This is a genomic window from Propionibacterium australiense, from assembly GCF_003666605.1.
Classification (GTDB): Bacteria; Actinomycetota; Actinomycetes; order Propionibacteriales; family Propionibacteriaceae; genus Propionibacterium; species Propionibacterium australiense.
Genome location: NZ_RCIV01000001.1, coordinates 1 through 21,078, shown reverse-complemented (window position 1 = coordinate 21,078; position 21,078 = coordinate 1). Strand labels below are relative to the sequence as shown.

16 protein-coding genes are annotated in these 21,078 nt (G+C 60.3%); 11 read left to right on the top strand and 5 right to left on the bottom strand.

The features are described from left to right. Window positions 1-70 precede the first annotated feature (70 nt). The 3 genes from glnA to D9T14_RS00065 all read right to left on the bottom strand — a co-directional run bounded on the left by glnA (window position 71) and on the right by D9T14_RS00065 (window position 2,957). The gene (gene glnA / locus D9T14_RS00070; protein ID WP_119162845.1) at window positions 71-1,492 is read right to left on the bottom strand and encodes a type I glutamate--ammonia ligase; all 1,422 of its coding nucleotides are present in this window, start codon (window positions 1,490-1,492) and stop codon (window positions 71-73) included. Window positions 1,493-1,558: 66 nt separating this feature from the next. Then, a complete protein-coding gene (locus D9T14_RS13810; RefSeq protein WP_126464186.1) occupies window positions 1,559-1,759 on the bottom strand; it encodes a hypothetical protein in 201 nt (66 codons plus the stop codon). Continuing rightward, on the bottom strand, window positions 1,746-2,957 hold the full coding sequence (locus D9T14_RS00065; RefSeq protein WP_197720645.1) for an ROK family transcriptional regulator: 1,212 nt from the start codon (window positions 2,955-2,957) through the stop codon (window positions 1,746-1,748). Before D9T14_RS00065 ends, D9T14_RS13810 begins: the two co-directional genes overlap by 14 nt. 314 nt (window positions 2,958-3,271) lie before the next feature. Here D9T14_RS00065 and xylA point away from each other — a divergent pair, with 314 nt between their 5' ends. From xylA to D9T14_RS00020, 9 genes are all read left to right on the top strand, one after another. Further along, on the top strand, window positions 3,272-4,627 hold the full coding sequence (gene xylA / locus D9T14_RS00060) for a xylose isomerase (RefSeq protein ID WP_119162843.1): 1,356 nt from the start codon (window positions 3,272-3,274) through the stop codon (window positions 4,625-4,627). 2 nt (window positions 4,628-4,629) lie between these two features. Further along, window positions 4,630-6,051: a xylulokinase gene (locus D9T14_RS00055; protein ID WP_232012479.1), complete on the top strand. Its 1,422-nt coding sequence runs from the start codon at window positions 4,630-4,632 to the stop codon at window positions 6,049-6,051. A gap of 230 nt (window positions 6,052-6,281) precedes the next feature. Continuing rightward, entirely contained in the window at window positions 6,282-7,076 is a 795-nt protein-coding gene (locus D9T14_RS00050) for a TIM barrel protein (protein ID WP_197720646.1), read from the top strand. Window positions 7,077-7,384: 308 nt separating this feature from the next. Beyond that, window positions 7,385-8,269: a sugar phosphate isomerase/epimerase family protein gene (locus tag D9T14_RS00045; protein ID WP_197720647.1), complete on the top strand. Its 885-nt coding sequence runs from the start codon at window positions 7,385-7,387 to the stop codon at window positions 8,267-8,269. Beyond that, window positions 8,266-9,234 (top strand): sugar phosphate isomerase/epimerase family protein, encoded by a 969-nt coding sequence (locus D9T14_RS00040; protein ID WP_119162840.1) that lies wholly within the window; start codon window positions 8,266-8,268, stop codon window positions 9,232-9,234. Before D9T14_RS00045 ends, D9T14_RS00040 begins: the two co-directional genes overlap by 4 nt. A 359-nt stretch (window positions 9,235-9,593) precedes the next feature. Then, entirely contained in the window at window positions 9,594-11,333 is a 1,740-nt protein-coding gene (locus D9T14_RS00035) for a GMC oxidoreductase (RefSeq protein ID WP_119162839.1), read from the top strand. Continuing rightward, window positions 11,330-12,508 carry a Gfo/Idh/MocA family protein gene (locus D9T14_RS00030; protein WP_119162838.1) on the top strand — a complete coding sequence of 393 codons (1,179 nt, stop codon included), beginning with the start codon at window positions 11,330-11,332 and terminating at the stop codon, window positions 12,506-12,508. The genes D9T14_RS00035 and D9T14_RS00030 overlap by 4 nt, the downstream gene beginning before the upstream one ends. Before the next feature lie 51 nt (window positions 12,509-12,559). Then, window positions 12,560-13,561 carry a sugar phosphate isomerase/epimerase family protein gene (locus tag D9T14_RS00025; protein ID WP_119162837.1) on the top strand — a complete coding sequence of 334 codons (1,002 nt, stop codon included), beginning with the start codon at window positions 12,560-12,562 and terminating at the stop codon, window positions 13,559-13,561. 312 nt (window positions 13,562-13,873) lie between these two features. Next, complete coding sequence (locus tag D9T14_RS00020; RefSeq protein ID WP_119162836.1) at window positions 13,874-15,310, top strand: MFS transporter; 1,437 nt, start codon at window positions 13,874-13,876, stop codon at window positions 15,308-15,310. A 250-nt stretch (window positions 15,311-15,560) separates the two neighbouring features. Here D9T14_RS00020 and D9T14_RS00015 read toward each other — a convergent pair whose 3' ends face one another. Continuing rightward, complete coding sequence (locus tag D9T14_RS00015; protein WP_119162835.1) at window positions 15,561-16,619, bottom strand: MFS transporter; 1,059 nt, start codon at window positions 16,617-16,619, stop codon at window positions 15,561-15,563. Window positions 16,620-17,053: 434 nt separating this feature from the next. Between D9T14_RS00015 and D9T14_RS00010 the strand changes: the two genes are divergently transcribed. Beyond that, entirely contained in the window at window positions 17,054-18,901 is a 1,848-nt protein-coding gene (locus D9T14_RS00010; RefSeq protein ID WP_119162834.1) for an ABC transporter ATP-binding protein, read from the top strand. After that, window positions 18,898-20,628: an ABC transporter ATP-binding protein gene (locus D9T14_RS00005; RefSeq protein ID WP_119162833.1), complete on the top strand. Its 1,731-nt coding sequence runs from the start codon at window positions 18,898-18,900 to the stop codon at window positions 20,626-20,628. The genes D9T14_RS00010 and D9T14_RS00005 overlap by 4 nt, the downstream gene beginning before the upstream one ends. A 145-nt stretch (window positions 20,629-20,773) precedes the next feature. Here D9T14_RS00005 and D9T14_RS13540 read toward each other — a convergent pair. Next, a partial coding sequence (locus D9T14_RS13540; RefSeq protein WP_220667475.1) for a hypothetical protein occupies window positions 20,774-21,078 on the bottom strand: 305 nt, incomplete at its 5' end.

The window sequence follows — 21,078 nt, the reverse complement described above, 5'->3', positions numbered from 1 at the left end:
TGCGGGACGCTTCCAGGCCCGCCTCGCTGAAGGAGGCGGGCCCGAAGACACGGACATGCGATGTGCCAGATCAGATCTGGTAGTACAGGTCGAACTCGTAGGGGTGCGGGCGCTGCTGCAGCTCGGCGATCTCCTCACGCTTCATGTCGATCCAGGTGTCGATCAGGTCGGGCGTGAAGACGTCACCGGCGAGCAGGTACTCGTTGTCCTCCTCGAGGGCGTCGAGCACCTCGGCCAGGGAGCTTGGTACCTGGTCGACCTGGTCGTACTCCTCGGGTGGCAGCTCGTAGAGGTCCTTGTCGATCGGGGCCGGGGGTTCGATCTTGTTCTGGATGCCGTCGATGCCGGCCATCAGCTGGGCGGCGAAGGCCAGGTACGGGTTGGAACTCGGATCGGGGCAGCGGAACTCGATGCGCTTGGCCTTCGGACTCGGACCCGTGACGGGGATGCGGATGCAGGCCGAACGGTTCCCGTTCGAGTAGACCAGGTTGACCGGGGCCTCGAAGCCCGGCACCAGCCTGTGGTAGCTGTTCACCGTCGGGTTGGTGAAGGCCAGCAGGCTGGGGGCGTGCTTGAGCAGGCCTCCGATGTAGTAGCGGGCCATGTCGGATAGTTGCGCGTAACCGTTCTCGTCGAAGAACAGGGGTTCCCCGTTGTTCCAGATGGACTGGTGGCAGTGCATGCCCGAGCCGTTGTCGCCCGCGACCGGTTTCGGCATGAAGGTGGCGCTCTTTCCGTGCCGGTAGGCCGTGTTCTTCACGATGTACTTGAACTTCATCGTGTTGTCGGCGCTGGGGAGCAGCTCGTCGAAACGCCAGTTGATCTCGGCCTGGCCGGCCGATCCGACCTCGTGGTGGGCGCGTTCGATGTCGAGGCCGGCCTCGAGGCAGTACATGACCATCTCGTCGCGCAGGTCGACGTAGTGATCGGTGGGGGCGACGGGGAAGTAGCCGCCCTTGACGCGGACCTTGTAGCCCTGGTTGCCGCGTTCTTCCTCACGTCCGCTGTTCCAGGCGGCCGCCTCGGCGTCGACCGAGTAGAAGGACTGGTGGCCGTTCGTCTCGTAGCGCACGTCGTCGAAGACGTAGAACTCAGCCTCGGGCGCGAAGAACGCGGTGTCGCCGATGCCCGTGGTGCCGAGGTAGGCCTGGGCCTTGCGGGCGATGTTGCGGGGATCGCGGCTGTAGGGCTCCTTCGTGATGGGGTTGTGGACGAAGAAGTTGATGATGAGTGTCTTGTGCTCGCGGAAGGGGTCCAGCCAGGCGCTGGAGGGGTCGGGCATGAGGGCCATGTCGGACTCGTTGATGGTGGCGAACCCCTTGACGGAGGAGCCGTCGAAGGCCAAGCCCTCGGTGAAGGCCTCGGGCCCGAAACCACTGGCCGGGACGACGAAGTGCTGCATGACGCCGGGCAGGTCGCAAAAACGCACGTCGATGAACTCGACGTGCTCGTCCTCGATGAACTTCAGCAGGTCGTCGGCGCCTTTGAACATGATTTCCCTCCGGGAGAGTCGAGCGCGGCCGGGTGCCGTGCTCGTTCGGTGACAGGGATCACGCTACTAGCAGTCGGGTCCCCTGTGTTGCACGTGTGTTTCAGGAAGATCACGGTACCGGCTCGGTCCGGGCCGCTCAGGCGAGCCCCCGACCAGCGCCAGGTGTGCTGTCGCGGTGAAGGCGGTGCCGGCCCCGGCGGTCTGCTCGACGGAGCCGACGCGCGAGGCGCCGATGGCCTGGCCGAGTGCGATGTCAAGTCCTTGCATCTGTATAGCGCGGAGACGAGGCCTTTGACCCCAGTCGAGGGATCGGGCCCAGACGATCAGGTCGTTGGACGACGTGTTCTAGGACCCTGTGGGCGGCGCCCGTCACAGCCAGGACGGCCGAGCCGGGGACGATGCGGATCTCCGGCTCCGACCATGACGATTGAAGAGTGCGTGCACGGAGCTCCGTCAGTGCAGACGGGATGATTTCTTCACCGATCTCGGCGACGATGCCGCCCAGGAGTATTTCAGGGATGTCAACCGTGTTGACGACAGCTGAGAGGGCGCGCCCAAGAGCCGTACCCCCTTCATGGATTGCGGCGCGGGCGGCGGAGGAACCTGCTCGCGCGGCAGAAACCACGTCGGTCGGGGTGGAGCCTTCAGGTAGACCAGCACGTCGAGCGAGTGCGCGCAGGCCCAAGAACGCTTCGAGGCAGCCGGACGCGCCGCATGAGCACGGTGGTCCAGAGGGATCGGTGCAGATGTGTCCGATCTCGCCAGACCATCCGTGGGCGCCGATCAGGGGACGGTGGTCGACGATGATGCCCGCGCCGATACCGACCTCGCCCGACACGTAGATGAACGATGCCGGGCCGTCGGATGCGCCAGGCCTTGGATTCGCGACGGCGAAAGCTGCGAGGTCGGCTTCGTTGGCGACGATCAAAGGATTGAGGTCTGCCAGCGGCCTCAGAAGATCGTCCAACGGAAGATCCCGCCAGCCCAGATTGGGGGCCAGGGCGAGGGCATCGCCTGAGACCAGACCGGGCAATGCGAGCCCAGACCCGATGACGTGGGCGCCTTCGACGGCGTCTCCAGTAGTGGCCTCGTCAAGAGCGCCTCGCCCGAGGCCGGCCAAGAGCGTCAGCGTCGATATCGGGTCCGAGTGGGCGAAGTCTCCGGCTTGGGAGGCCTCGGCGAGCACCTTCCCCGTGAGGTCGACGGCCCGCACAGCCAGGTAGCTGATGTTGACCTCGAGCCCCAGAGAGATGACCGAGCCAGGGCGAGGCGCCAGACGGACGGCAGGTCTACCACGTGTCGTCTCGGGGGAGGGGCCGAGCTCACTGACCAGGCCGATGTGGACCAGCTCGTCGACGAGCCGTGACACCGTGGCGCGTGTAACGCCTGTACTGGCGGCGATGTCTGCTCGCGAGACTGCCCCGGGAGTCTCCAGGATGTGACGCAGTACCACGGAGAGGTTCATGGCACGCAAGCTTTCTGCCTTGAATCCGGTGTGAGCATGAGGATGCCTCGCCCCCCGCCCAGAAGCCCTAGTAGAAGGCCTGTGAGATGAGGCCTCGGCTGTGCTTGCCAGGCGTGCGACGGTCATGGCTCGACTGTACGTGGGCCCGAGCTCATGCTCGGCGTCGCCACGTAGACATCTGGTGCACTCACAGCTAAGGGACATCGGATCGTACGAACCCCTGGACAAGCCGGCCACGATCGCTTATGTTTTGTTTAGAAACAAAACTAACGTGAGGCTCCTGCCCTCACGGCATGCACACGGAGGTGCCAGCGATGAGTGACCTGTGGGACGTCGATCCGATTCCGTTCGTCGGGACAGCAGACCCGCACCAGGGCTTGGGGTTCCGGTACTACCAGCCGGAACGTATCGTCGCTGGACGACCGATGAGGGACTGGCTGCGTTTCGCGGTCGCCTACTGGCACACCTTCGAACAGCGACTGGTCGATCCCTTCGGAGACGGAACCGCACAGCGGCCCTATGATCGCTTCACCGATCGGATGGACCGTGCGCTGGCCAAGGTGGACTACGCGTTCGAGTTCTTTACGAAGCTGGGTGTCGAGTACTTCTGCTTCCACGACCGTGATCTGGCTCCTGAGGGGAACACGCTGCGCGAGACGAACGCCAATCTGGACCGTGTCGTCGATCGTATCGAAACCCTTCAGCGCGACACCGGCGTGAAGGTCCTGTGGAACACATCCAGTCTCTTCACAAATGCTCGATTCGTTTCAGGTGCAGCGACAGCACCGTTCGCCGAGATATACGCATACGCAGCCGGTCAGCTCAAGCATTCCTTGGAGATCTCGAAGCGGCTGGGGGCCGAGAACTATGTCTTCTGGGGTGGCCGCGAAGGATATGAGAATCTCTGGAACACCGATCTCAAACGAGAGCAAGATCATCTGGCTCATTTCTTTCACATGTGCGTCGACTACGCTCGGGAAATCGGATTGAACGCTCAGTTCCTCATTGAGCCGAAGCCGAAGGAGCCGACCACGCACCAGTATGATTTCGACGCCGCCACGGCCATAGCCTTCCTGCAGAGCTATGATTTGGCTGCCGATTTCAAACTCAACCTCGAGGGGAATCACGCGAATCTGGCGGGGCACACCTATGTTCACGAAATTCGCGTGGCGCGCGCGGCCGGGATGCTGGGATCCCTTGACGCCAACCAAGGCGATAAACTGATCGGATGGGACATGGACGAATTCCCTTCCGATCTCACCGAATCAACGGCGGTGATGTGGGAGATCCTTGATGAGGGCGGCATAGGTCCTCATGGCGGGCTCAATTTTGATGCGAAACCGCGCCGGACATCCTTCTTGCCCGAAGATTTGTTCCGCAGTCATATCGTCGGTATGGATTCCTATGCCGCAGGCCTGCTGGTGGCCGCAAAACTTCACGAGGACAATGTCATCGAGGATCTGGTTGCGCAACGTTACAGCTCCTTCGACTCCGGGATCGGCGAGACAGTCGAGAACGGCACCGCCTCGCTGGCTACTCTGGAAGCCCACGCCTTGGACGTACCCCAGGAAAAGCTACTCGATGCAACGAAGTCAGATCATTTGGAGTCGGTCAAGGCAACCCTCAACAATTACTTGATCGCTGCGCTGGCTGAGACCCGAGGACACTGATCATGGCCATGATGAAGCAGTCCGCAGACGGTGCGTCACGACGCCCTTACGTGGCGGGTATCGACTCGTCGACGCAGTCGTGCAAAATTCTCATCGTCGATCCCTCGAGTGGAGTTGTCGTGCGTGAGGGGCACGCACCACATCCGGAGGGGACAGAGGTCAGCCCTGACGCTTGGTGGGAAGCTTTCCTTCAAGCCGTGGAGCAAGCCGGCGGGCTGGACGATGTGGCAGCAATGTCTGTAGGCGGTCAACAGCATGGCATGATCTGCTTGGATGCCGAAGGACAAGTCATCCGTCCCGCAATTCTTTGGAATGACACCCGCTCAGCGGAAGCGGCAACAACTCTCATCGAGGAAGCGGGAAATGGGGATCCGCAGGCAGGGATGACTTGGTGGGCAGCTGCTACAGGATCCGTTCCGGTGGCTTCGTTGACCGTTACGAAATTACGCTGGCTGGCGGACAACGAGCCAGAGAACGCGAAGCGGATTGCCGCGGTGTGTCTACCCCATGACTGGTTGACGTGGCGTATTGCCGGCACCGGGTGTCTGGAAGAACTGGTCACAGATCGTTCCGACGCATCCGGAACCGGGTACATGGCTCGAGAGGGAACTGGTTCGGGCGGGCCAGGTGCCGGCGAGTACAGGGGAGACATCCTCGCCTCGGCCCTCAAGATCGACGAAGCTGCCGCTGCTGCCATCCGCCTGCCCAGGATCCTGGGTCCCAAGGACATCGCTGGGCATGGAGACCCGCGTCGTGGCTGGGAACACATAGTGCTCGCGCCTGGGTGCGGCGACAACGCCGGCGCGGCCTTGGGATTGGGATTGAAACCCGGAGAGGCCATGTTGTCATTGGGCACATCAGGAGTGGTGGCTGTCGTCTCAGAGCGCTCAGTGGTCGATCCGTCAGGTCTCGTTGCGGGATTCTCGGATGCGAGCGGCCGATGGCTGCCATTGGCTTGTACACTCAATGCCGCACGGATCATTGATGCGATAGCGGCTGCGATCAATGCTGATTACAATGAATTCGATGATCTGGCCTTATCTGTGCCATCGGCAGGCGGTCTCGTCCTCACCCCTTATTTCGAGGGCGAACGCACTCCAAATCTACCCAACGCCACGGCTTCATTGACTGGAATGACCCTTGCCAATACCGATCGTGCGCATATCGCGAGGGCGGCTGTCGAGGGACTGCTTGCGTTGATGACTGGAGCCTTGGAGGCAGTGCGAACTGTGGGTGTTCCTATCGAGCGGGTTCTCCTGGTTGGGGGAGGAGCGAAATCAGCAGCAGTACGGCAACTCGCTGGTGAGGCACTAGGAGTGCCAGTAGAAGTGCCGACCCCAGGAGAATATGTGGCATTGGGGGCAGCCAAACAGGCAGCATATGTCGGCAGGCAAGTAGCGGAGGTGCCGGATTGGCCTCGCTAGCATTATTGCCGACTCAAAATGGCTCGCTGAATCGGTAAATTATTTCGAATTATTTCGCGAGAGATCTTGATGGGCATTAAGTGAACAAAATATCAGCAGATGCGATGGTGTAGCAAGTACTTTTGAAAATATTTAGTTCACATCGTTCAACGGGGACATGATGTGGACGGGGTCGATGACCTCTGCTCGGGTGACCTTCACCCAGATCCCCTCAAGGTGGATGATCAATCATGGAACTTGCACCGAACATTGAACTTCTGTTCACAGAAGCAGGAGAGAGCTATGCGGATCGAATTCGCGCTGCACACCAAGCCGGTTTCACTGCAGTTGAAATGTGGGGGCCGACTGGGAAAGATTTTCCAGCGCGACCAAAGGACATCGACGCACTCAAGGCGGCGTTGGATGAAACCGGCGTGCGAATAGTTGCCCAACTGGCTGAGCCTCGTACCAATTATACGACGCCGCCGAAAGACCTGGGCGCGTTTTTCGTTGGACTCGACGCGGGAGTGGAGATCGCTCATCGACTGGGCGTGCCGCGGATTGTTTTGGGCTGTGGAGCTGGATTCGCAGGATCGAGTCGTCAACATCAGCTCGATGAACTTATCGATGTGTTCAGTCGAGCAGTGGAGCGTACAGAAGGATCTGGCGTGACACTGGTTGTTGAGCCTGTCAACACGCGAGTTGATCACCCGGGATCCCTGTTGGATTTTACTGAAGATGCAGTGCATGTTGCACGACAAGTCGATTCTGATCGTTTCGGGATCCTCTATGACCTGTACCATTCCACGGCTCAGGGGGAGGATCCTGCGCGTGAGATCAGCGCCGCTGCAGAAACAATCAAGTACGTGCAGATAGCAGATTTTCCAGGGCGGGGCGAACCGGGATCAGGAGCGATTGATTGGGCAACTCGATTGAGCGAGATGGTTGCAGTGGGTTACCAGGGTCCGATCGGCCTGGAATATTTTCCTACGATCGAATCAGTGGCGTCCACGCGTTTCATCAGTGAGCTCTCAGAACGGTTCTGACGCGACTACCATCTGCGGCCAAGTCCGGATGACGTGGTTCGTTTCGTTCGGCGCCCCCGGATATCCCGGGTGCGGAAAATCTCGAGCATGAGAAATCAAGTGACAATGTGCATATCGGTACGTTAGTGCCGCCTGCGCATGACTGTCTTGGAATAACGAATTGTCGATCAACCGGTTGGTTCTGATCGGTTGAGGTTGGAAAGAAAAGAAAAACAATGAACAGAAGCAAGTTCAAGTGGTCCTACATGGATCATTGGGTGACGCAGACTCCGCAAGGGCCTTTGGCGCCGACATTCAATAGGTATTACATGGATCAGTACGTTCAGCAGCTCTCAGCACTTGGGTTTCGCGGGTTTGACACGTTCTTCTATGTCTTGCCGCAATTGGCTGGAATGTATGGCTCGGTCAAGGCGTTCCAAGATTATCTTCAGGATAATGGTTTCGACAAGATTAGTGGCGTGTTCTACGCCTATCCATATTCGACGAAGTTCACTGCGCCTCATGTCAGGGAGACTCATGATCGAATTCTGGAGGACTGCAAACGCACAGTTGGAGACGTTGAAGGCTTGAGCGTGGAGTCTTTCATTGTTGAGCCCTCGAGCACCTGCTTCCAGGTGGAACCAGTGACCGAGGACAAGATCAAGACAATCGCGGACTGCTGGTCACGTGTTGGCGAGATGACCTCGGCTCATGGGATGAAGACGACCTGTCATTTCGAATTCTGGGGAGCGGTTCGTACCGTGGAACAGCTCGAAACATTCATGACTCATACGGACCCTCGTTATGTCAGTTTGTTCATCGACACGGCTCAGCAGACGATCTCTGGTGTCGATCCAACCGACTTGTTCTTGCGATACCGCGATCGAGTGAGCGGATTCCACTTCAAGGACACCCACGACATTGACACCAGCGATGTCTATCGGACGCCACCGGATGCAGAAGTGATGGCGGACGGTGTTCGACGCTGGTTCTGGGAGATGGGTACGGAGGAAGGGCTGGTCGATTTTCCCCGACTGATGCGAGAAATTGTCAAGAGCGGATGGGATGGCTGGTTGACCGTTGAGCATGATAAAGCCGACATCGGTGGTGGCAATTATGCGGAGGCGACCGCTGTCGCTAAATGGTACATCGAAAACGTGCTGACACAGGTGGAACAGGACGCTCGTGAAGACGAAGACGAGGTGGAACGATGAAAGATACCCTGAAATGGTCATATGCGCTCAATCAGTGGGACGTGCGGATGGATGTCTTCGTGCGACATGAAGACCAGATCCGAGGGCTTAAAACGATTTCCGCTGCCGGATTCGATCACGTTGAGCTCGCGTCAGCGACAGGACGATGGGGAAACATTGGCCGTCCTGAGATAATCCTTCTCAACCATGGTTCACACCAAGGGTTCAAAGATTTTCTGGCGCGTGCTGGAATCAGTGGAGTATCCAGTATTTACTGGGACATGACGGCTCCGGCAGAGGAAGAAGGATATGCATTCCATGACGCCTTGGACTCGGGCCGGCACAGCGACATTGTCGAGGCCGCGAAAGTTTACCTTGATTTTCTCTCCTCGATCGGAGGAGACACGCTTGCTGCTCGTCCGGTTGGTTCGGCTTGGCGGTCAGGTCCACTGGGCGACGATGCAATCAAATGCATCGCGTCGCTGTGGAACCTTGTGGGAACCGAGGCACAGAGAAGAGACGTCAAGCTCGCCATTCACTACGATTGCCTCTCCGGTCTGCATACCGTTGACCAGTTGAGATTGTTCTTGGACGCGACTGATCCTGATCTTGTCGGCCTAACAATTGACACGGCTGAGATGACGATCGGCGGGATCGATCCCGTTCTCTTCTATGAAGAAAACAATCGGCGGGTCTCACACATCCATCTCAAGGATACCCGATACCGGGACAGCGGAAGCGAGTATCTGATCCCCAATGCCGAGATTGCAATGCTCCGAGGCGGCGCCGGGAGGCGCATCGAGCGATGGTTCTATGAACTGGGGACGGAGGGCGGTCTCGTTGATGTGCCTGGTTTTGTCGCTACACTCCGCAAACACAACTTCGAGGGCTGGGTAGTCGTCGAGAGCGATCATGGCCGGCTTCCGGCTGAACTCACACTGCTGAACAGCTGGTATCTCCAGCGGAGGCTCGGTATTGCCCTGTGATGGGATCTCTGGCCCGATGCCGAGTGGTGGTTGCTGCTGGCGGCTTGTCCGTGGGGATCCATTCCGTAGCCGATGAAATATGCCTGGCAGTGCTGAATGCCATTTCGGGAGATCGAAGTTTCATGTTCTGCTGGTCGGATTGACGAATACGAAAAGCATGCAACGTATGCGATGAGGCTTATTCACAGAGGCTCAGAAGGCGCTGAAATCACTGGTCATAGCCTGATTCATTGGGGCTATGAATAAGCCTCAATGAGGTCACTGGCGGAATCGACAGATGCGGAGCCGACAAAGGGTGGTGCCCGGGTTCGACTCCCAATGAACTTGAATGAGCTGCAACATGAAGAAGAGAGGCTTTTATGAGTACCGAACGTCGATTCGATGCGATCGTTGTCGGATCAGGTATGAGTGGCGGTATCGCCGTCAAGGTTTTAACGGAACGAGGAATGGAGGTGTTGCTCCTAGAGGCTGGAAAAGAATTTCCGAAAGAAGACTTCATCCCTGACCCTCCGGGTGAACCAAAAGATTTCGGAATGGACATCTTGCCTCGTGCTCAGGACATGCTCCTGAAAGGGCAGTGGTATCAGGCCAGGCGCGCTTTCTTTGACCCGTCGGTGAGCAAATTCATGGTCAATGATTTAAGTGATCCGTATATCTACAAACTGGGTCATCCCTATATCTGGTTCCGATCGAAGATGATTGGTGGTCGGATGCAGACCTATGGCCGTGTCCTGCAGAGAATGTCTGATCTTGATTTCAAGGCGGCGAGTTTGGACGGATACGGCGAGGACTGGCCGTTCTCATATTCGGACCTGGAGCCCTACTATGACTCAGTCGAGGAGTTTGTCGGAGTCTACGGTGACAGAGATGGACTTGAGGCGCCGGCCGACGGTCGCTATGTCGGGCCTGGGTTCCTTTCCGCTGTTGAACGTGAACTCAAGGCGAAGGTAGAGGAGCGCTGGCCAGAACGGAAGGTGATTTCGTGGCGAGTCCAAGCTCCATTTGCTGACCGGATTCCTCCCGGTGTGGCTGCCGCACGACGAACTGGACGACTGACTGAGCGGACGAACGCACAGGTCACGAAAGTGACTGTGAACGTGCGCACCGGACTGGCAAACGGTGTGGAATTTGTTGATCGAGAAACCCGACGCAAGCATCGCGTATTCGGGGATGTCGTGGTACTGGCTGCATCTGGTATCGAATCAATCAGGATCTTGTTCAACTCCGCAACATCGCGTCACCCAGATGGTCTTGCCAATTCCTCAGGGCTGCTCGGAAGATATTTCATGGACCAGACCGATGTGCTGTGCTTTGCCGATGCTCCTGGTCACGATGGTGAATGGGAGCCAGACCCTCACCAGCCGAAGGACGACCCATACTTCCAGCCTGCTGGCGGTATCGTAATACCGAGATACCAAAATATTGGTGGCCAGTCTGAAAGCTATCTCAGGGGGTTTGACTTTCAAGGCACCGGAGGACGTTTCCCTGTCCCAGCGGGTTCGCCGTCAGCAATCGGTGGACACTCCATGGGAGAGATGCTCGCACGCTATGACAACGTAGTTCGAGTCAGTCGCAGAGTGAAGGACAGGTGGGGTGTTCCGGTACCCTTCATCGATATTTCTTTCGGCGCCAATGAGAGAAAGATGATTGAAGCCCAGAAGGTGTTCATGCGAGAAGTTATGGAGACTGCAGGCTGCCGTGTGAACTTCATCGCGTCAACCGTGGGCCTTGAATCGCGAAACGTCTGGCCCGGCTGGAACCCGTTGAAACGACAAATGTTCAGGCTTGGCATCAAAATGGCGGAGCAAAGGATTGGTCCGGCTATTCACGAGTGCGGTGGGGCCAGGATGGGCACGGATCCTGGACGCTCAGTGCTCAACGGCGTGAATCAGTCCTGGGATGTGCCAAATTTGTTCATCACGGATGCAGCGTCCTTCGTGACCAATGGAACGGTCGGTCCAAGCTTGACGATCATGGCGTTGACCGCTCGTGCTTGTGAATTCATTGCAGACCAGTACCAAACGAACAAACTATCAAAGCCAACTGAATCTGTTGTGGGTTCTTGGAAAAATGATTTAAGTGCGAAGGAGGAATCATGACGACAGAGAAGCATCAGCTGAATGTGGCTCTTGTGGGATATGGTTTTATCGGCAAGGCTCATTCACATGCATGGCGCACCGCACCTGCATTCTTTGATTTGCCTCTCGATGTTCACATGTCCGTTTTGTGCAATAGGAACAGTGATCGCGCAGCGGACGGGGCACGCAGATTCGGATGGCAAGAAATCACCACGGATTGGCGCGAGCTCATTGCCAGGGATGACATCGATCTCATCGATGTGTGCACCCCGGGTGGTGTGCATCCAGACATCGCAGTTGCAGCTCTTCAGGCGGGCAAGCATGTCCTGTGTGAGAAACCGCTGGCCAACGGACTCGCAGAGGCACGTCACATGGCAGAGGCTGCTAGCGCGGCCCAAGAACAGGGTGTGTTTTCGCTCGTGGGTTTCGCCTACCGCCGAGTACCAGCCGTGGCGCTGGCCAAGCAAATGATTCAAGAAGGTCGCATCGGCCAGGTTCGGCAGATCCGAGCCGCCTACCAGCAAGACTTCATTGTGGATCCTGAGGCCCCCCTGGCCTGGCGCCTTCAAAAAGATAAAGCAGGATCAGGACCGCTGGGCGATCTGGGAGCACACTTGATTGATCTGACCCATTACCTGGCTGGCGGCACCATCACTCAAACGTGCGGATCATTGGAAACATTCATCAAACGCCGTCCTCTTCCAGGATCTGGAGTAGGCCTAGGCGGGGTGGTCGCTGGCGAAGGTTTTGGGGAGGTCACCGTCGATGACGCCGCATGGTTCCTTGGGCGGCTCGATAATGACGTGCTGGCATCCTTCGAGGTGACACGGTTTGCCACAGGACGCAAGAATGCGTTGAGTATCGAGATCAGTGGGTCGCAAGGGGCATTGCTCTGGAATCTTGAAGACATCAATGTCCTCAATTTTTACGACAACACGGTCCCCGCTGTGGAGGCGGGGTTCAGGCGCATTCTTGCGACGGAACCCCAGACTCCCTACTACGCGGCTTGGTGGCCGGCTGGTCACGTTATCGGGTGGGAGCATTCGTTCACGCATGAGATTGTGGATCTGGTGGAGGCAATTGCTCAGGGCACGCCCCCTGCTCCATCGTTCGCCGATGGCTTGGCCGTTCAGCGAGTGCTGGACGGTGTCGAACGGTCTGCCACCACATGCAACGGCGCATGGGTGACGCTGTGATCACTCATCCGATCATCCGAACCTGTCATTGAATTTTGAAGGAGTTGTATCGTGAACCGAACCTTGTCGCTGCTGACTATTCAGTGGGCCGACCTTCCTTTTGAAGAAGTCGCCAAACTGGCCTCGCAATGGGGCTTTGACGGCTTGGAGATTGCCTGTGCGGGTGACCATCTTGACCCTTGGCGAGGCGCCACCGATGACAATTACATCCAGGAAAAACTGAATATCTGCGAGAAATATGGTCTCAAGATCACGGCGATTGCGAACCACTTGAAGAGCCAGGCGGTCTGCGACGATCCAATCGACGAGCGGCACCATCGCATCCTACCCGCGAAAGTGTGGGGCGACGGTGACCCGGAAGGTGTCCGGCAAAGAGCCGCTGAAGAGGTGGTGAATACGGCGCGTACGGCTCAGCGCATGGGCGTCACGACGGTCGTCGGGTTTACTGGCTCATCAATCTGGAAATACGTCGCCATGTTCCCGCCGGTTGACGATGATCTACTTGAAGCAGGCTGGGAGGACTTTGCTAAACGCTGGAACCCGATCCTGGATGAGTTCGCTTCACTGGGAGTCAGGTTCGCGGCCGAAGTGCATCCCAGTGAGCTCGCCTACGACTACTGGACCACCAAGAAGATGCTTGAGACCATAAACCGTCCTCAGCTTGGTATCAACTGGGATCCCAGTCATCTGAACTGGATGGACATCGACCCAGCTGCCTTCCTGTATGACTTCGCCGACAAGATCTACAATGTTCATGCGAAGGACTCGAAGAAGAGACTCGATGGGAGGAATGGCCGTCTTGGTTCGCATCTTCCATGGGCAGATCCGCGTAGAGGATGGTCCTTCGTCTCGGTCGGCCATGGCGATGTTCCATGGGAATCCTGCTTCCGGGCCCTGAATTGGATTGGATATGAAGGCCCGGTGACGGTCGAATGGGAGGATTCCGGTATGGACAGGTTGTTCGGTGCGCCGGAAGCCCTGGAATTTGTTCGAAGGAACCAATGGGCGATTCCTGCCGCGGCGTTCGATAAGGCGTTTGCGGTACACGAATAATACTAAGCGCTCATCCGTGGTGTGCGCCAATGCGCTGCGGGTACAAAGCATTGGCGCCTCCACGGGTGAGGCAACTAATATCGCTGAGGCTTATTCACAGCCTCAATGAATCAGGTCATGACTAGGGATTTCATTGCCCTCTGAGCCTCTGTGGACAAGCCTTATTGTATCTCACTTCACCGTTGCGATGTCAGGAACCCCCTAGTCAGAGAGTCTTTGAGGTGGAATCCTGAACGAGCCCCTTGTCTTGCAAGCGAAATCGTATCGGTTTCACCAATGACATGATCGGATATTATCAAAGGAGATGAGATTATGTCCGAAAATGGTATTTCGGGTCAAGGAATAGTGTCAACATCGAGGGTTGGATCGTCGCTCGAACCCGAGGATAAGTTGTCGTTTACAACCAAACTGGCTTATGGGGGAGGTGATGTCGGCTTCCAGCTGGCATGGAGCCTAGGTGGATCCTATCTGGCGTTGTTCTATACGGACAATGTTGGACTCAGCGCCGGTGTGGCTGCCATGGTAATTCTTATCGCGCGGATTCTTGATGGTATCCTCAATCTGGTGATAGGTGGTGTATCGGAGCGGACACAGACGAGATGGGGGCGATTCCGGCCGTATCTGCTGTTCGGTACCCCGTTCGTTGCCCTGATGACCGTGCTGACATTTACTGCGCCATTCCAATCCAATGGAGCCAAGTTTGTCTGGGCGGTGGCCACCTACTTTATTCTCGGAATAATCTATGCATTGGTGAATCTTCCCTATGGCGCCCTTGCGACAGTGATGAGCAGGAGTACGGAGGAACGGTTATCCTTGAACTCGTATCGCATGGCGGGTACGAACATCGGCGCATTACTGCTATCCCTGGTGACAATGCCCTTGATCTTGTACTTCTCCGGATTTGGTGACGGTGAGACGACCTCTGTCCATGGCTATACAATGACGGCATTGATTATGGCGGTGTTGTCGGTTCCGCTGTTGTACATGGTTTTCTTCACGAGCAAAGAAGTAATCAAACCGGTTCAGAAAACCCGTACTTTTTCGCTGGGTCAGGAGATCAGAGTCGTTCTCGGGAATAGAAATCTCTGGATGGCGTTCCTGGCGTATCTCTTGGCTTTGATTGGTTACTTTGGACGCATGGCCACTCAGCTTTATTACTACATCTATGTCTTGAACAGAACTGATCTGGTGCCGATCCTGATGGCGATCACGCCACTGATGGGAGCGGTTGGCATCATGCTGTTCACGCGGTTCGCAAGAGTCCTCGGAAAGCGTTATCTCGCTATGATCTCGATGGTTCTGGCTGGGATTTCCCTTTTTGTGCTCTTCCTCGTTCCGTATGACAACATACCTGGGGTCATGATAATGACGGCGATTTTTGGTTTGGCTAATTTTGCTGGTCCGATAATCATGTCGATGGTCCCAGACAGTATTGACGAGGCTGAGGACAAGACGGGTATCAGGGCGGATGGCATGAGTTACTCCGTCATCACGGTGTCATACACGGTCGCACAGGCTATCGGGGGTGCGCTGGGAGTCGCTCTGATTGGCGCACTGGGATACGTGCCGAATGCTGCACAGACTCCTCAGGCCATGGATGGGATCAATTTGGTGACGAACGTCGTGCTGGGAAGCTTCTTCATGCTCGGTTTGATTCCTTTGTTCTTCTATAAGCTCCCGGAATCTGAGTACAAGAAGATTCGCGCGCGTCTCGATGCAAAAGCTCAAGATGCGGTGGGGCGTGATTGAGACTTATTCACAAGAGGCTCGGCGGGGATGAGACCCCTAGCCATAGGCCTGATTCATCGAGACTGTGAATAAGTCTCATTGTTCCACGTAAATCAAGTAAGTAGGTCGTGTGATACCTGGCCGTGATCCGCCGATCGTATGGCGGATCACGGCCAGGTTGACACGAAGAATTATTGTGCCGTAGGACGGAGCAGGCTTTCCCAGTTGTCAGGGGCGCTGCTGCTCCGAAGGCGGAGCGGGCCTCGACGGCCTACTCGACGGCGTCGACGAGCGGGACGCCCATGGCCTGGCCGAGCGCGGTGAGCTGAGAGGCGAGTCCGACGTCGGCGGCCGGGGCGTGCGGATAGACTTCGGTGCCCCAGACCAGCAACAGACCGGTGAGCGCGATGTAGGCGGCGCCGCACACCGCCGCAGCCGTCCAGGCGACCGCTAAGTTGCCCGGGAAGACGGCGAGCGACCAGCTCGCTGCGGCGAGAACCACCATTGTCACCGGCCATGCGGTCCGGATCCCCAGGCGCTCGACGACATCGCCGGCCGTTGCGCCGAGCATCCCGAAGACGCCCAACAGGATCCAGGCGATCGTCGAGAGCTGCTCACTCATGCCGCCCCTGGAGACGAGCACGTCACGTCCGAAGGTCCACACCGCGGCACTCGCCGCGCCCATCAGCCCGGCGGCGGCGAGCAGCCGCCCACTCCCGGCGGGCAGCGGGGGATGGGGCAGCAGCGCCGGACCCGTCCCGCGTATCCGGGGCCCGGCGGGGACGGCCGTTCCGGCCCAGAGCGTGACCAGGGCACAGAGCACTGCGAACACCAGCCACGCGGCACGCCACTGCTCGTGGCTGAGCAGGGCGACAGGGCCTGCGACGGCGACCCCGAGGCCGGTGCCGGCATTGATCACCGTCTGCGTCCTGGCCCTGCGCGCCTCGGCGACATTGTGCGCGACCGCGTACGCGAGGGGCGGCGAGGCGACACCGGTGCTCGAACCTGCGATGAGCACACCAGCGGCGAGTACGGCGACGCCGGGTGCCGCCGCAATCATCAGGACGCCCCCGGTGGCGATGCATCCCGCCGCGACAGCCACGGCACGACCCCCGTAGCGCGGCGTCAGCACCGTGGAGGTGACGATGGCGACGCAATAGGCGGCGTACGAGCCCGAGGCGATCGTCCCCGCCACGGTGGCGTCGAGGGCGAACTCGGTGCGGAAGACGGGGACGAACAGTCCATAGGCGAACCGGGCCAGGCCGTAGCACACCGCGATCAGAGCTGCACCCGCCCCGGTGAGCTGCAGCGTCCCGCCCCTGGAGAGCACGGCGCCTGCACCCCGGCCGGCCGACTCGGCGCGCGAAACGCCGCGCTACCTCGAGAACCGTCTCATCCGAGCCTTCTCCAGCACGGGGCACCGTCCCGGTAACGCCTCATGCTATGACCGTGCCCCCTGGCCTGCGTCACGCGGGCAACCGGCCGGACGCCGGCCCGGCGGCGCGTTCCCGCCGGTGTTTCGGCGCCCGTGGCGGGAGAGCCGGTCGTCTCCCCTTCTTGTTTAGGAGAGCCTTCCTATGCCAGGGGTCCAGGTGCTAACGTCACGTGCCGGAAACCTCGGCAACGGCCACCGCCGAAGCCGCACCCGTCCCGTAGCAGTGACGGGGGCGCGGCGCCAGTCCCGGCCCCTGCGACCGCGTGGGCACTGGTCGCCGACCCGCGGCGAGGCTGCCGTGCCGGTGCCGTGGGTCCAGGGTACGAGCCATGAGGAACACGAGGAAGATGATGGACAACGACGCGCGCGAACAGCAGGCCCCGACCGAGCTCGGCACGCCGTCCCGTTCCGACCCGCGCGCCAGTGCAATGATCATTCTGCGACGCTTCGTGAGACCTGTGATGGGCGCTGTTGTCCTCGGCGTGCTGGCAACGGCTGCCTCCTCGGTCTGCACGTTCATCCCCTACCTCGTTGTCACGCGCATCGCCCAGCAGGCCCTGTCTAACGGGATCCCGTCGGTCGGCTCGCTCGCCGGCCCGCTGGTCCTCGCAGCCATCGCAGCGCTGGGCGGCCGCGCTCTCTTCGGCATCGGCACCGGCGTCTGTCACCTAGCCGACGCCAGTTTCCGCGTCGCGGTGCGTGAGGAACTCACCAAGCACCTGTCCCGGGTGCCGCTCGGCTGGTTCTTCGACAACTCCTCCGGGCAGGTCAAGCAGGCCGCGTCCGACGACGTGCTGTCCATGCACCAGGCAGTCGGCCACGCACCGGCGGACATCACTGCCACCGTGCTGTCACCGCTGATCCCACTGGTGTACCTGTTCACCGTCGACTGGCGTTTCGCGCTGCTCCTGCTCGGCTACGTCTTGGTCGGCCTGGCCCTGTCACTCATCCCCATGACTAGGGGGGGCGACAAGATGGGCCGGGAGTACAACGACGCGGTCGTCGAACTGTCCGCAGCGACCGTCGAGATGATCGATGGCATCGAGGTCGTCAAGACCTATGGCACGGCGTCCCGCGCCAACCAGCGTTTCAAGCGGGCTGTCGCCGCCCTATCTGACATCGCCTACTACTGGGGCATCCGGACGGCTGCCCCGTTCAGCGTCGTCATGGCACTTTTCTCGCCGGCCGTCATGCTAGTCCTGCTGTCGGCGCTGACCGTCCTGTTCGTCTCCAGCGGCTGGCTCGGACTCGTCGACTGCGTCCCCTTCCTCATTCTCGGCACCGGGGTCCCTAGCGCTCTCATGAACCTGTCCTCCTCGATGGGCTTCCTGCGTCTGGCCCTGCAGGGCGGGGAGCACCTGAGCGACGTTATGGCGGCCGAACCCCTCGCCGAGCCGCAACACCCAACCGACCTGCCTGACGACGACCTGGACGTGCAGGTGGACGGCGTGGGCTTCACCTACGGACCCGCCCTGGCGCCAGTGCTCACTGACGTCGACGTCACCTTGCGCCCGGGCACGGTGACGGCGCTGGTCGGGGACTCGGGCAGCGGCAAGACGACGCTCGCCAGGCTCATTCCACGGTTCTGGGATCCGACCTCGGGGGCTGTCAGGCTCGGGGGCATCGACCTGCGCGAGACGACGACAACGCAGGTGCTGTCGAAGACGGCGGTGGTGCTGCAGGACAGCATGCTGCTGCACCAGAGCGTCCGCGACAACATCCGCCTGGCCCGCCCCGACGCAGGCGATGACGAGGTCGTTGCGGCGGCGCGGGGCGCCCAGATCCACGACCGCATCATGGAACTGCCACACGGCTACGACACCGTCATCGGCTCTGCGGACGGCAACTTGTCTGGCGGCGAGGCCCAGCGCGTGGCCATCGCCCGCGCCATCATGCAGGACGCGCCGATCCTCATCCTCGACGAGGCCACCGCCCACGCCGACCCCGAGAACGAGGTGGCCATCCAGGACGCGCTCGCGCACCTGGCCCGGGGCCGTACGACCGTGGTCATCGCGCACCGGCTCAACACCATCACCCACGCCGACCAGATCCTCGTCGTGGAGCGCGGGCGCATCGTCGAACGCGGTACCCACGATGAACTGCTCGCCAGAGGCGGACGGTACGCGGCGCTGTGGGACAAGCAGCAGATCAAGGACGAGGAGGGACTGGTGCGATGATCATCGACCAGATGGACCGGCTCGCCGCCGGCCGTACCGGTGTCCTGCCGCAAGCCGGGATCTACGTCGGCACCGCCCTGCTCGAGGCCACTGTTTTCGCGCTGCTGTTGCCGCTGTTGCGCGTCCTCGTCGGCGGCGATTTCGCCCGGGCGCTCGTCCTACTCGCCGTGGGGGCCGGGGTGGCCCTCGTCTACGGCATCGTCCTGTTCTGGGCCGACAACCGCGGCTACCGGATCGGCATCAAGCACGTCATGGGCCCGATCCAGGACCGGATCGGTGACCGCATGGTCGAACTGCCACTCGGCTGGTTCACCAAGGAGCGCAGCGGCCAGATGTCGACGCTGCTGTCCCACGACATGCAGATGATCATGAACATGCCCAGCATGTTCATGCGCCAGCTCATCTTCGCCACGGTGACCCCGGCCGCGGTTGCCGTGCTGTACTTCGTCGTGGACTGGCGGATCGGCCTCTCCTTCGTCGTCCTCATGCCGCTCATGTACGCCACCTCGCGTTGGATGGCGCGGGCCGCCGGCGACGGGCACCGCGAGGAGGAGCGGACCGGGGCCGAGCTGTCCTCACGCATCCTGGAGTTCGCCCAGGCCCAGCCGGCCCTGCGCTCGGCCAACCGCAACGAGTCGGCCTGGGGCGCCCTGCGGGAGGCCATCACAGCAGACCGCAAAGCGACAGTGCGCACCCTGCGCATGGCGAGCATGCCCATATGGTTGCACACCCTGCTTGTTCAGGCCATCTACGCGCTACTGCTCGTCGTCTCGGCGCTCGTCCTGGCTTCCGGGGGCATCGGCGTCGCCGACTTCATCTTCGTTGCCGTCCTGGGGCTGCGGGCCGTCGACTCGCTCAACACGGTCGGCCAGCAGGGCATGAATCTGCGCGTCTCGCAGAACGCCCTCGACGCCGCGCAGCGCGTCCTCGACGAGGTATCTCTTCCCCAACCGCTGAATCCCGCGGTGCCCGAGGGGGCGGGCATCGAGTTCGACCATGTGAGTTTCTCTTACGACGGTCAACGCACCGTACTGGACGACGTGACGTTCTGTGTGCCCGAGCGCACCCTCACAGCGCTGGTCGGCCCTAGCGGCTCCGGGAAGACGACGCTCACCAGGCTTGTCGCGCGGTTCTGGGACGTCACCGGCGGCAGCGTGCGCATCGGCGGCACCGACATCCGCGACATGAGCACCGAGGACCTCATGGCGCGCATCGCTTTGGTGTTCCAGGACGTCTACCTGTTCGACGGCACCATCGAGGAGAACATCCGTCTCGGCAGGCCCGACGCCGACGACGAGCAGGTACGCCGCGCCGCGCGCCTGGCCCGGCTGGACGAGGTGGCCGAGCGGCTGGAGGACGGCTGGGACACCCGGGTCGGCGAGGGCGGCAACCGCCTGTCGGGTGGCGAGCGTCAGCGCGTGTCCATCGCCCGCGCGCTCCTCAAAGACGCGTCCATCCTGCTGTTCGACGAGGCGACCGCTGCGCTCGACGCGGAGAACGAGGCGGGGATCGTCGCGGTCATGCACGAGCTGGCGCGCGACCGCACCGTCGTGGTCATCGCGCACCGCATGTCCACCATCGCCGCGGCCGATCAGATCGCCGTGCTCGAGGACGGCCGCATCACCCAGCTCGGCACCCACGACGAACTCGTCGGCCGGCCAGGCCGCTACGCGGCGTTCTGGAACGAGCGGGTGAGGGCGCAGGGCTGGCGCATCACCAACGAGTGACCCCCGCCGCGTCGGCGTCGTTCATCGTGCGCCCGGGGGAGAGCAGACTCCGTCAGACCGTACGAAGAGCAGGCCACAGCCCACCAGACGCCGGACCATCTCGCGACGCGGGGTCGTCGACGGGACTCTCCGGGGCCGTGCGCGGTCAGTTGGTGAAGGCGCCGGCGAGTTCAGCCACGATGCCGGCGCAGGAGTCGATGCTCTTGATGAGGGATGCCAGATTGCTCACCGTGCTGACGCCCGCGTCCAGGTCGCCTCGGTGGATGCCTTCGAAGTAGCTGCCGACCGACGCGTTGAGGTTGCCTCGCGCGTTCGCCCCTAGGGGCTCTTCACAATCCAGGGTGTAGGTGTTGTCTGAATCCGCCGGTTTCGAGGAGGCTTCGGGTGATGTAGTGGGTGAGGTTGCGGAAGCCGAGGGCGGTGCCGCGGAGGTGTTCGAGGCGTCCGTTG

Excerpts from the sequence above, each read along its gene's own strand:
- glnA (WP_119162845.1), bottom strand. The coding sequence starts at position 1,492 with ATGTTCAAAGGCGCCGACGACCTGCTGAAGTTCATCGAGGACGAGCAC.
- D9T14_RS13810 (WP_126464186.1), bottom strand. The coding sequence starts at position 1,759 with ATGCAAGGACTTGACATCGCACTCGGCCAGGCCATCGGCGCCTCGCGC.
- D9T14_RS00065 (WP_197720645.1), bottom strand. The coding sequence starts at position 2,957 with ATGAACCTCTCCGTGGTACTGCGTCACATCCTGGAGACTCCCGGGGCA.
- xylA (WP_119162843.1), top strand. The coding sequence starts at position 3,272 with ATGAGTGACCTGTGGGACGTCGATCCGATTCCGTTCGTCGGGACAGCA.
- D9T14_RS00055 (WP_232012479.1), top strand. The coding sequence starts at position 4,630 with ATGGCCATGATGAAGCAGTCCGCAGACGGTGCGTCACGACGCCCTTAC.
- D9T14_RS00050 (WP_197720646.1), top strand. The coding sequence starts at position 6,282 with ATGGAACTTGCACCGAACATTGAACTTCTGTTCACAGAAGCAGGAGAG.
- D9T14_RS00045 (WP_197720647.1), top strand. The coding sequence starts at position 7,385 with ATGGATCAGTACGTTCAGCAGCTCTCAGCACTTGGGTTTCGCGGGTTT.
- D9T14_RS00040 (WP_119162840.1), top strand. The coding sequence starts at position 8,266 with ATGAAAGATACCCTGAAATGGTCATATGCGCTCAATCAGTGGGACGTG.
- D9T14_RS00035 (WP_119162839.1), top strand. The coding sequence starts at position 9,594 with ATGAGTACCGAACGTCGATTCGATGCGATCGTTGTCGGATCAGGTATG.
- D9T14_RS00030 (WP_119162838.1), top strand. The coding sequence starts at position 11,330 with ATGACGACAGAGAAGCATCAGCTGAATGTGGCTCTTGTGGGATATGGT.
- D9T14_RS00020 (WP_119162836.1), top strand. The coding sequence starts at position 13,874 with ATGTCCGAAAATGGTATTTCGGGTCAAGGAATAGTGTCAACATCGAGG.
- D9T14_RS00010 (WP_119162834.1), top strand. The coding sequence starts at position 17,054 with ATGAGGAACACGAGGAAGATGATGGACAACGACGCGCGCGAACAGCAG.
- D9T14_RS00005 (WP_119162833.1), top strand. The coding sequence starts at position 18,898 with ATGATCATCGACCAGATGGACCGGCTCGCCGCCGGCCGTACCGGTGTC.